Source organism: Novosphingopyxis sp., assembly GCF_965218915.1.
Taxonomy (GTDB): Bacteria; Pseudomonadota; Alphaproteobacteria; order Sphingomonadales; family Sphingomonadaceae; genus Novosphingopyxis.
In genome coordinates this window covers 1201474-1213030 of sequence record NZ_OZ244708.1, presented here as the reverse complement: position 1 = coordinate 1213030, position 11557 = coordinate 1201474, and the positions used below count along the sequence as shown (strand labels likewise).

Annotated in this window: 9 protein-coding genes; 3 read left to right on the top strand and 6 right to left on the bottom strand. The window is 66.1% G+C overall.

What is annotated here, in order from left to right:
- From ACOQPC_RS05565 to ACOQPC_RS05555, 3 genes are read right to left on the bottom strand one after another with little or no spacing between them, the layout of a single operon-like run.
- On the bottom strand, positions 1–2169 hold the full coding sequence (locus ACOQPC_RS05565; RefSeq protein WP_420607656.1) for an RNA degradosome polyphosphate kinase: 2169 nt from the start codon (positions 2167–2169) through the stop codon (positions 1–3).
- On the bottom strand, positions 2169–2771 hold the full coding sequence (locus ACOQPC_RS05560; RefSeq protein ID WP_420607655.1) for a chromosomal replication initiator DnaA: 603 nt from the start codon (positions 2769–2771) through the stop codon (positions 2169–2171). Before ACOQPC_RS05560 ends, ACOQPC_RS05565 begins: the two co-directional genes overlap by 1 nt.
- 11 nt (positions 2772–2782) lie before the next feature.
- The gene (locus ACOQPC_RS05555) at positions 2783–4051 is read right to left on the bottom strand and encodes a heavy-metal-associated domain-containing protein (protein ID WP_420607654.1); all 1269 of its coding nucleotides are present in this window, start codon (positions 4049–4051) and stop codon (positions 2783–2785) included.
- A 61-nt stretch (positions 4052–4112) separates the two neighbouring features.
- Here ACOQPC_RS05555 and purM point away from each other — a divergent pair, with 61 nt between their 5' ends.
- Both purM and purN read left to right on the top strand, forming a co-directional pair.
- Positions 4113–5219 (top strand): phosphoribosylformylglycinamidine cyclo-ligase, encoded by a 1107-nt coding sequence (purM, locus tag ACOQPC_RS05550; RefSeq protein WP_420607653.1) that lies wholly within the window; start codon positions 4113–4115, stop codon positions 5217–5219.
- A 147-nt stretch (positions 5220–5366) separates the two neighbouring features.
- Complete coding sequence (purN, locus tag ACOQPC_RS05545; protein WP_420607652.1) at positions 5367–6332, top strand: phosphoribosylglycinamide formyltransferase; 966 nt, start codon at positions 5367–5369, stop codon at positions 6330–6332.
- A 137-nt stretch (positions 6333–6469) separates the two neighbouring features.
- Here the strand turns inward: purN and ndk are convergent, their stop codons facing one another.
- From ndk to ACOQPC_RS05530, 3 genes are all read right to left on the bottom strand, one after another.
- Entirely contained in the window at positions 6470–6892 is a 423-nt protein-coding gene (ndk, locus tag ACOQPC_RS05540; protein ID WP_420607651.1) for a nucleoside-diphosphate kinase, read from the bottom strand.
- A gap of 86 nt (positions 6893–6978) precedes the next feature.
- Positions 6979–7419 carry a DNA polymerase III subunit chi gene (locus ACOQPC_RS05535; RefSeq protein ID WP_420607650.1) on the bottom strand — a complete coding sequence of 147 codons (441 nt, stop codon included), beginning with the start codon at positions 7417–7419 and terminating at the stop codon, positions 6979–6981.
- 163 nt (positions 7420–7582) lie between these two features.
- Positions 7583–9031: a leucyl aminopeptidase gene (locus ACOQPC_RS05530; RefSeq protein ID WP_420608078.1), complete on the bottom strand. Its 1449-nt coding sequence runs from the start codon at positions 9029–9031 to the stop codon at positions 7583–7585.
- 164 nt (positions 9032–9195) lie between these two features.
- Between ACOQPC_RS05530 and ACOQPC_RS05525 the strand changes: the two genes are divergently transcribed.
- Complete coding sequence (locus ACOQPC_RS05525; RefSeq protein ID WP_420607649.1) at positions 9196–11514, top strand: LPS-assembly protein LptD; 2319 nt, start codon at positions 9196–9198, stop codon at positions 11512–11514.
- The last annotated feature ends 43 nt before the right edge of the window (positions 11515–11557 follow it).

Genomic DNA, 11557 nt, shown 5'->3' with positions numbered 1-11557 from the left:
TCATTTCTTCCGGCGTGGGCGCGTCAGCCGCAATTTCGGCACCGACTTGGATTTCTTGAGCGCCTTGCCGCGGCCGGACAAGGACGGGTTGGTCATGAAATATTGATGCAGGTTGAAGCGCTTACCCTCGGGTTGGATGCGGTGATAATCGCCCTCTCCGTCCATCCACCAGCTCTGTTCGTTGTCGATCAGATTGGCGAGCATCACCTGATCGAGAACCTGGTCGTGCACGGTCGGGTTGGTGATTGGCATCATATATTCCACGCGCCGGTCGAGATTGCGCGGCATCCAGTCGGCCGAACTGATGAACAGCTTCGCGCCATCATTGGGCAGTTCGCGGCCATTGGCGAACGCCCAAATACGGCTATGCTCCAGAAAACGCCCCACGATCGATCGCACGCGGATATTCCCGGACAGGCCCTCAATGCCCGGGCGGAGGCAGCATATTCCGCGAATGATCAGGTCGATCTCGACCCCGGCCCCGCTCGCCTCGTACAGCTTGTCGATCATGTCCGGATCGACCAGCGAATTCATCTTGGCCCAGATCGCCGCAGGCTTGCCGGCCTTGGCATTGGCCATCTCGACATCGATTAGCGACAGCAAGTCCTGGCGCAGGGCGACCGGCGAGATCGAGATGCGCGAAAGCTCGCCCGGCTCGACATAGCCGGTGATGTAGTTGAACAGCTGCGCGGCATCGTGGCCGGCCTGCGGATCGGCGGTGAAATAGCTGAGATCGGTATAGATTTTGGCGGTGACGGGATGATAATTGCCGGTCCCGTAATGGCAGTAGGTGCGGTATCCGCTCTCCTCCTTGCGCACGATCATGGTCACCTTGGCGTGGGTCTTCCATTCGATAAAGCCGTAGACCACCTGCACGCCGGCGCGTTCCAGCGCGCTCGCCCACATCAGGTTCTGCTCCTCGTCGAAGCGGGCCTTCAGCTCGACCACGGCGGTGACCGACTTGCCCGCCTCGGCCGCGTCGATCAGCGCGCGGATGATGCGCGACTGGCGTCCGGCACGGTAGAGCGCCAGCTTGATCGCCACCACGGCCGGGTCCGCCGCCGCCTGCTCGATCATCGCGACCACCACGTCGAAGCTCTCATAGGGATGGTGGACGACGATGTCCTTGGCCTGGATGGCGGCGAAACAGTCGCCGTCATATTCGCGGATACGCTCGGGGAAACGTGGGGTAAAGGCGGGGAATTTCAGGTCCGGCCGGTCCTCGTCGCACAGGATCGCCAGATCGCTGATGCCGATAAAGCCGTGGACGAGCGCGCGAGACGAGCCGACCACCAGCAGATCCTCGCGGATTGTGGTGGAAACGCCGTCGGGCAAACTGTCGTTGAGCTCGAGCCGGATCACCTGCCCCTTGCGCCGCCGCTTGATCGCGCTCTTGAAATAGAGCACCAGATCCTCGGCCTCTTCCTCCACCTCGATATCGCTGTCGCGCACGATCCGGAACGTGCCCGATCCGGCCAGCTCATAGCCCGGAAACAGCCGGTCGGCGAAGGACATGACCGCGTCCTCGATCGTGACGTACCGCGCGTTCGCGTCTGGAATGCGCAGGAAGCGCGGCAGCGCCGACGGCAGCATCAGTAGCTCGCGGATCGCACGGCCGTCTTTCTTGCGCTTGAGATCCAGCACGATGCTGAGCCCAAGATTGGGGATGAACGGGAAAGGATGTGCCGGATCAAGCGCCTGCGGCGTCAGGAGCGGGAAAATCTGATCGTTGAAATGCTTGCCGAGCCAGGTCCGCGCCCGCTGGTCCAGCGTATCGGGAGCAACCAAAGCGACCCCCTGCTCCTCCAGCGCGCCGCGCAGATATTCCCATGCCTGCTGCTGGCTTTCCATCAGCCGGTCGCTCTCGGCATAGATCGCCTCGAGTTGCTGCGCGGGGGTCAGGCCGTCGGGCGAACTCAGTTCGACGCCCTGCGCCACCTGCCCCACCAGCCCGGCCACGCGGACCATGAAGAACTCGTCCAGATTGCTTCCGGAGATCGACAGGAAGCGCAGCCGTTCGAGCAAGGGATGACTATCGTTGCACGCTTCTTCAAGCACGCGTTCGTTGAACTTCAGCCAGCTAAGTTCGCGGTTGATATAGCGCTGGGCGCCCTCCGGCGGATCGGGAACGCTGGGGGTAAGGCGGAATTTCGCATCGCTCTCGGCCATCAGATATCCAGTTCGTTCTGGTGATCGAACATCGCGCGGGCCAGCTTCATGCCGACCGGCCCGCCCTGTTCGAGCGCGCGGGCATTGGCTTCGCGCGCAAAACTTTCGGTAGCGGCATAGCTCCTGTCGATCCGTTTGACGATGTAGGATAGCGTCTCGTCGGTCGCTCCGGTTCCAAGCTTCGTCAGGTGAAGCCTGAGCAGCGCCTCCAGCATCTCGTCATCGGGCTCGCCGAGTTGGACGAGTTGCATCGCGGCAAGGCGCGAGCGCAGATCGGGCAAGGCCGTGCCCCATTCGCCGGGCGGCGTGCGTCCGGTCATGAGCAGCGGCTTGCCGTCCGCCCTGGCCGCGTTCCAGGCGTGGAACAGAGCCTCGTCCTCGGCGCGGTCGGCATCGTCGATGGCGGCGCCTTCATGACTGATCCGGAAATGCTCGGCCATCAGCGATTTGCCCGAGCGCGGGGGACCGGTGAGAATCACCCCGCCATGCGGCCAATAGCCGTGGTTCTCGATCAGCCCGGCCGCGCTTTCATTGGCGGCGGTGACGACCAGCTCGCCGCCGCCGCTTTTCGACCAATCGAAGGGAAGCGCGATCTGCCGCATGGCGACGCGCGCTAGCGGCTGATCCGCAGCGCACCGCTGGCATCGGACACGGTGAAACCACGCGCCGACAGCGCCGCGCGCAGCGCATCGCGGTCCCCGGCGAACGTCACGCGCATCACCGATGTGCCGCCCAACGCCAGGCTGGAGGTGATCGCCGCCTGCACACCGCTGGCCGACCGCACCGCCGATTCGGTCGCGGTGACCGCGGACGCGTCGGGCGTGGCGAACTGGACGTTGAAGCTCTGGATCGCGGCGGGCGCGCTTGGCTCGGTGCCCGGGCCGGAGAGGCTCGGGGCGACCGAGGGGACGTAATCGTCGGGCAGACGCGGGCCACTGTCGGCGGCCATGGCCGGTTCCTCGACATCGGTCAGTTCGCTCTCGTCGATCGGCTGTTGCAAAATCAGCGACTTGTCTGGGGCGAGCAATCCGCCCGATAGCGCGCGTTGATAGATTTCGTTCACCCGGCGCACGCCCTCGTCCATCATCTTGGGGATGCCGGCCGGGCCGGTCGTACGCAGCGCGAACGCGTCCAGATATCGGTTGTCGGGGCCATAGCGCGCGGTGAAGGTCGCCTTGACCGGCCCGCCCGGCCATTGCCGCTCGACCTTGACCACGGGGATCAGGATATCGGCCGCGCCGAACTGATCCAGCAAGATACGCCACCAGATGCGCCCGCGCCGGTCGATCTGCCCGGCGGTCAGCACCAGCGAATCGCCGCCGCCGCCCTGCGGCCGGATATAATCGATCGTGCTCTCGGCGGTGCGATAGCGGGCCCAGGCGCGCTGCCAGTCGGTCTGCTGCTCATACACCATCGGCGCGCCGGCATTGACGGTGACCGGAATGATCATCAGCGGCGCCGAGCGCGTGATCGAACCGCTGACCCCGAGGAGCTGCCCGGCGCGCGCGCGGTCGAACACCACGCCCAGCCGCGCGACATAGCGCCGCGGGCCGATCTCCTCATCCTCGACCACGATCGCGGAGACCATGTCGTTCAGCCGCGAATCGGGCAGACTCGCCTTTTGCCCCCCATGCGTGCGCGCCCATAATTGGGCCCAGGCGAGGCGCTGCGCCTCCATCCAGCCATTGCGGCGCGCGTCCTCGGCATCCTTGCCGGTGACATTGACCTCGACCCCGCTCACCTCGAAATCGCCGGTCGAGGCGATCGGCGGCACACCGCGCTCCGGCCCCTCGATCTGCGCATAGACGAGCGCGGAAGAGCCCGCGAGCGCCATGGCGGCGGCGGCAATCATCCATTTGCTGGGGGCGGATCGGAACGTCATCGGCGCTCTTTTGGCGACAGAAGCATGGAATTCCAAGCGCGATCTGGTTAGCGCTGTCGGCATGGACCCCAAACACTCAAATCGCGAACCCTATAGCTACGAGCAATCCGGCGTGTCGATCGCGGCGGGCAATGCGCTGGTCAAGGCCATCGCCCCGCTGGCCCGCGCCACCGCACGGCCCGGCGCGGATGCGAACCTGGGTGGCTTCGGCGGGTTTTTCGATCCCAAGGCGGCCGGGTTCAGGGACCCGCTGCTGGTCGCCGCGAACGACGGCGTGGGCACCAAGGTGAAGCTCGCCATCGACCACGACCGGCACGACGCGATCGGCATCGACTTGGTGGCAATGTGCGTCAACGATCTGATCGTGCAGGGCGCGGAGCCGCTGTTCTTCCTGGATTATTTCGCAACCGGAAAGCTCGACCATGGCGTGGCCGAGCGCGTGGTCGCCGGGATCGCCGAGGGCTGCAAGCAGGCCGGCTGCGCTCTGATCGGCGGCGAGACGGCGGAGATGCCGGGGATGTACGGCCCGGGCGATTATGATCTGGCGGGCTTCTCCGTCGGCGCGGTCGAGCGCGGCGAGCAGTTGACCGGCGAGGCGATATCGCCGGGCGACATCATCCTGGGGCTGGCAAGCTCGGGCGTGCATAGCAACGGCTTCTCGCTGGTGCGCAGGCTGGCCGCGGACAAAGGCTGGGCGCTGGATACGCCTCCACCGTTTGACGACACACGCAACCTGCTGGACGCGCTGATCGAGCCCACGCGGATTTACGTGAAGGCGCTGCTGCCGCTGCTGCGCGCGGGCCGCATTCACGGGCTGGCGCATGTCACCGGCGGCGGCTTGCTGGAAAATATCCCGCGCATCTTGCCCGATGGCTGCCGCGCGCTGATCGACGCCGGGACGTGGGACCAGCCCGCGCTGATGGCGTTCCTGCAGAGCGAAGGCGCGATCGATCCGGGCGAGATGGCGCGCACCTTCAACTGCGGCATCGGCATGGCGGTGATCGTGCGCGAGGATCAGGCGCGGAGGGTTCGCGAGGCGCTGGAGGCGGCGGGCGATACCGTCCACGCCATCGGCCGCATCGCCGCGGGCACGCGCGGCTGCCGCATCGGCGGCGCGCGCGGCGACTGGGGCGCCGGCGCCGACTGGGAAGCATGCCATGATGCGTGAGCTCGAATCCTCCCCGGAACGGGGAGGTGGCGCGGTGCCGTCAGGCAGCGTGACGGAGGGGCCGACGTGCTACCTCCGGAGGCTTACGCCCCGGCCCCTCCACCACCGCTTCGCGGCGGTCCCCCTCCCCGTTCCGGGGAGGATTTGATGCCCGGCAAGGCCAAAATCGCCGTCCTCCTATCGGGCCGGGGCTCGAACATGGCGGCGCTGCTCTATGCCGCAAAGGCCGACGACTGCCCGTACGAGATCGTCCTCGTCGCCTCGAACGATCCGGGTGCGGGCGGGCTCAAACTGGCCGCGGCCGAAGGCATCGCCACATTCGCCCAGCCGCACAAGGGGCTCGCCCGCGCCGATCACGATGCGCTGATGGACGAGGCGGTGCGCGGGGCGGGCGCCGATTATATCGCGCTGGCCGGTTATATGCGCATCCTCAGCGAGCCGTTCGTGCAGAGCTGGCAGGGCCGGATGCTCAACATCCACCCCTCGCTGCTGCCGCAATATAAGGGGCTGCACACGCATGAGCGCGCGCTGGCGGCGGGCGACAGTCATGGCGGCTGTTCGGTGCATCTGGTGACCACCGAGCTCGACGACGGCCCGGTGCTGGCGCAGACCCCGGTCGCGGTCCTGCCGGGCGACGATGCCGATACCCTCGCCGCGCGCGTGCTGATCGCCGAGCATCAGCTCTATCCGCGTACGCTGGCCGCCTATGTCGGGCGCTTTTCCGATCCGGAATGGATCGTCGCCAAGGTCGGCGAGCTGGCGCTGACGCTGCCCGAAACGAGCGCCCGCGAATCGCATGGTTCGCCCGGCTGGCGCGTCGGCGGCGAAAGCTCCGGTAAATTCTTCGCCTATGTCTCGGTGCGCCATCATGGCGAGGATGCGGTAGCGCTGCTCGCCAAGACCAGCGGGCCGGACGAAATGGCGGCACTGATCGATGCCGAGCCCGAGCTTTATTATCGCCCGGCTTATTATGGCGCGAGCGGCTGGATCGCGCTCAGGCTCGACCGTCCGCAAGTCGACTGGGCGCATGTGCGCGGCTGGCTGGAGAAAAGCTGGCGCGCGGTGGCGCCGAAGCGGCTCACCAAACTGATGGACGCCGCGGAGGAGTTTTAAGCCCCCTCCGTAGCGCTCCCGCGCAAGCAGGAGCCCAGGGTTCGGAAGCGCTATTGGGCCCTAAGGCTCCTGCTTTCGCAGGAGCGCAGAACCATAGCATGAAAACCCATTGATGGATTTTAACTGGTACGTCTCGTTCAGCCGACGATTTCGTCGTCCACGAAGAAGAACTTGATCTCGTTCGCGGCATTTTCCTCGCTGTCCGAGCCGTGGACCGTGTTCGCCTCGATGCTTTCGGCCAGTTCCTTGCGGATGGTGCCGGGCTCGGCGTCGGCAGGGTTGGTCGCGCCCATCACGTCGCGGTTGCGCTTCACCGCATCCTCGCCCTCGAGCACCTGCACCACGACGGGGCCGCTCATCATGAAATCGACCAGCTCGCCGTAGAAGGGGCGCTCGGCATGGACGGCGTAGAAGCCCTTGGCCTGTTCCTCGGTCATCCGGATGCGCTTGGAGGCGACGACGCGAAGGCCGGCCTCCTCCAGCATCTTGGTAACCGCGCCGGTGATGTTGCGGCGCGTGGCGTCGGGCTTGATGATCGAAAAGGTGCGGGTAACCGCCATGATGAGCTCCTGAGGATTTAGGGGGATGTGTTCGGTGTTTGTGCGCGCCCCTAGCGCCCACGCGCGCATGAGGCAAGGGAGGGACGTTAAGCCGCGCGGGCCCAGCGGCCACCGTCCTGCTTCCAGTAATGGCATTGCCAGCCATCCTTGGCCGATAGCGCTTTCCAGACGGTGCGCGCGGCCTCCACCTTGTCCGGCTCGAACAGGAAGAAGATGCGGTCGTAGCCATCGACATCATCGCGCCAGTCGCCATCCGCGATCGCACAATATTGCGCGCCGTTGCCGCCGGTCGCCAGCGCGGAGAGCAGGATCGGCTGGCGCGCCTCGTCGCACTGCCCCGCTTGCCCATGCGCCAGAAAGCTCTCCGGCGCGGCGCTCCACAGCGCCTCGGACAGCGCCGCACGGGCATCCTCACTGGCGTGGGCGATGTGCATGCGATGCCCCTCGGCCAGCGACTTGCCCGCCAGCGCCGGCAGGATCGCCGATGCAGGATCGCGGGTCAGCTGGTAGAAATCGACCTGGGGCAATGGACTTCCCTTAAGAAAGTGGTCCCCCTCCCTCCTGAGGGAGGGGCTAGGGGTGGGTATCGACAAGACGGGCTCGATGCCCGGCCGGCGACCGCTTCGTTGAAGCTCGCTAACGTTCGCACCCACCCCCGGCCCCTCCCGCAGGCGGGAGGGGAGAAAGATACTACCCCTCGTAATTGTCCGCCACGAACCGGTCGAGCAGGCGCACGCCGAAGCCGGTGGCGCCCTTGGCCCAGACCGGGCCGTCCTTGTCCGACCAGGCCATGCCGGCGATGTCGAGATGCGCCCATTTCACGCCCTCCTTGATGAAGCGCTGCAGGAACTGCGCGGCGGTGATCGAACCGGCGGAACGCGGACCGACGTTCTTCATGTCGGCGATCGGGCTGTCGAGCAGCTTGTCATAGGCCTTGCCCAGCGGCAGCCGCCACAACGGATCGCCCGATTGCTCGCCTGCGGCGATCAGCCGGTCGGCTAGGCCATCGTTATTGGAGAAACAACCGGCCTGCTCATGGCCGAGCGAAATCAGCATCGCGCCGGTCAGCGTGGCGAGATCGACGATCGTGTCCGGCTGGTAGGTTTCCTGCGCCCAGTGCAACGCGTCGCACAGCACCAGTCGGCCCTCGGCGTCGGTGTTGATCACCTCGATCGTCTGGCCGCTCATCGAGGTGACGATGTCGCCCGGGCGCATCGCGCGGCCATCGGGCATATTCTCGACCAGCCCGCAAATGCCGACGACATTGGTCTTGGCCTTGCGCCCGGCGATCGCGGTCATCGCGCCGGCCACCGCTCCGGCGCCGCCCATGTCCCACTTCATGTCTTCCATGCCCTGCGGCTGCTTCAGGGAGATGCCGCCGGTATCGAAGGTCACGCCCTTGCCGACGAAGACGAGTGGTTTTTCGCCGTCCTTGCCGCCCATATATTCCAGCGCCAGCAGCCGCGCGGGCTTTTCCGAACCGAGCGACACGCCGAGCAGCGCGTTCATGCCGAGCTTTTCCATCTCCGGCTCATCGAGCACGCGCAACGTGACGCCGAGCGGCTCCAGTTTCGCCCGCGCCCGTTCGACGAAGCTTTCGGGATAGATGATGTTGGCGGGCTCGGACACCAGCTCGCGGGTGAAGGCCACGCCCTCGGCGATCGCGCCGAGCCGCGTCCAGCGATCCTCCGCGCCGTCCTTGGCACCGGCCAGCGTCAGCGTCTCGAGGCTGGGCTTTTCATGGTCCTTCAGCGTGGTGCGATAGGTGTCGATCCGCCAGCTGCGCAGCTTGGCACCATAGGCCATGTCCGATGCGGCATCGCCGTCGAGCCCGTCCGCGATCAGCACCGCGTGCTTCGCGCCGGTCGTCAAAAGCTGCGCGGCGATGGTGCCGCCCGCCCGGTCGAAGCTGTCCTTGCCGGTGCCGACGAGCAGCACGCGCACGGTCTTGCCGCCCTCCTCGGCATAGGTCGAAAAGCTCTGACCGGGCTTGCCCTCGAAGCGCGCCGAACTGGCCGCGGCCGCCACCGTCTTGCTCTGCTCGATCGGCATGGAGGCGGCATCGGCGCCGCCCTTGCCCACCGGAACGACGATGACGTCGGCGTCTTGCGGGCGGTCGGCGGAAAAACGGATATCGATCAAGGTCTGTGTCCTTTGTTATTTTTTCAAGTTGCTATGCGAGTCAGACGGCTCAGCGCCCGCCCCGGTTCCACCTTCTGCTCCACCTGGCGCATTGCGGGATCGGGCGGGCTGGTGCAAGAGGCGCCGCTAATGGCGCCGGTTTGCGCGAAAAGGGTTTGGGTATGCGAAGCGACAAGACGGGACATCACGCCGCCGCGCGCGGTCTCGCGCTTGCGTTCGGCCTGATCGCCGCCGTCCCTGTCGCCGCGCAGCAATCGACGCCGGAAGAAGGCGCGTTCGATGCGCCCGAACAGCCGATCCCGCCGGTCGAACGGCCGGTGGACGAGACCGCTGCCGAAGAGCCTGCCGCATCCAAGCCTGCGTCCGCCGATGCGGCGTCCAGCGACGAAGTCGGTTTTGCCGCCGACGAACTCAGCTACGATACCGGCGCCGATGTCGTTACCGCCAGCGGCAATGTCGAACTGGCGCGGGATGGCTACCGGGTTTTCGCCGACCAGATCCGCTGGGACCGTGGCAGCGGCCAGGTCGTCGCCAGCGGCGCGGTGCGCGCGGTCAATCCCAACGGCGACATCGCCTATGGCGACACGGTCACCCTGTCCGACAGCTTGCGCGACGGCGCGATCGACAATCTGCTGCTGGTGCTGAAGGAAGGCGGGCGGTTGGCGGCGGTGCGCGGCGAGCGCTTCGACGACGGCGTGGTGCAGCTCGAGCGCGCGGCCTACACCCCCTGCGCGGTGGTCGACAGCAAGGGCTGCCCGAAGGATCCGAGCTGGCAGGTCAATGCCGTGCGCGTCACCTACGATCCGAACCGCCGCCGCGTCAGCTACTCGGGCGCGCGGATCGAGCTGTTCGGTCTGCCGATCATCCCGCTGCCCGGCCTGTCGCATCCGCTGGGCAATGGCACCGAGGGCGGGCTGCTGGTGCCCAATATCGGCTACACCAACAACAACGGTGCCGAGCTGCAGCTGCCCTATCTGATCGCGCTCGGCCCCGATCGCGATGTGGTGGTCACGCCCTATATCTATTCCAGGGTGCTGCCGATGGTCAGCGCCAGCTACCGCGAACTCAACGAACTGGGCGCCTATCAGGTGACCGGATACGCCACCTACAGCCGCCAGCAGTCGATCAGCGGCGATGCGGATTCGCGCCAGCAGTTTCGCGGTTATCTCGACGCCAGCGGCGAATTGCGGCCGACCGAGCACTGGACGCTGAGCGGATCGATCCGCCGCGCCACCGACCGCACGTTCCTGCGCCGCTACGACATCAGCCGAGACGATCGTTTGCGGTCGACCCTGCAGGCCGAACGCATCGATGCAAACAGCTATTTCCGCGTTGCCGGCTGGGCGGTGCAGACGCTGCGCGTGGATGCCGACCAGGGCATGGTGCCGCTGGCGCTGCCGGAGATTGACTATCGCCGCAAGCTCGACGATCCGCTGCTGGGCGGCAAGATCATGCTGCAGGCGAACAGTCTGGCGATCGGACGTAGCGAGGGACAGGACACGCAGCGCGCGTTCGCCGCGGCGCGCTGGGACAAGCGCCTGATCAGCGATCTAGGCCAGCTGCTCACCTTCAGCCTGCTCGCGCGCGGCGACATCTACCACAGCAGCGACAACGATCTCACCGACACGCTGATCTATCGCGGCGAGGAGGGCTTCCAGAGCCGCTTCATCGCCACCGCCGCGGCCGATGCGAGCTGGCCGTTCATCGGCGAGGCGTTCGGCGGCACGCAGATCATCACGCCGCGCGTGCAATTCGTCGCTACACCGTCGGTCAGCAATTTCGACGTGCCCAACGAGGATTCTCGCGCGGTCGAGCTGGAAGACCTCAACCTGTTCTCGCTCAACCGCTTCCCCGGTTACGACCGGTATGAGGACGGCTACCGCGTCGTTTATGGCATGGATTATTCGCTGATCACCGACAGCCTGTCGGTACAAGCCAATATCGGCCAGAGCTATCGGCTGTCCAACGAGGAAGTGATCTTCCCTGACGGGACGGGGCTGTCACAGCGTCTATCCGACATCGTCGGGCGCACCGATGTCCGCTACGAGAATTTCGTGCGGCTGACGCACCGCTACCGGCTCGACAAGGACAGCTTCAAGATCCGCCGCAACGAAATCGATGCCACCATCGGTTCGACCAAGACCTATGCGCAGATCGGCTATTTGCGGCTCAACCGCGATATCGCATCGTCGATCGAGGATTTGCGCGACCGCGAGGAATTGCGCGCCGCGGGCCGGATCGCGTTCGCGCGCTACTGGTCGGTGTTCGGCTCGGCAATCGTCGATCTCACCGATGCCGACGAGGATCCGCTCGCCGATCAGGACGGGTTCCAGCCGATCCGCCACCGCCTCGGCATCGCCTATGACGACGAGTGCCTGAGCATCGGGCTGACCTGGCGGCGCGATTACGAGGCGATCGGCGATGCGCGGCGCGGCAACAGCTTTTTGTTCCGGCTGGCATTTCGCAACCTGGGCGTATAAGGAGCGCCGTCCGGGGGGGCGGATGCCTTTCATCCGCGGTTCA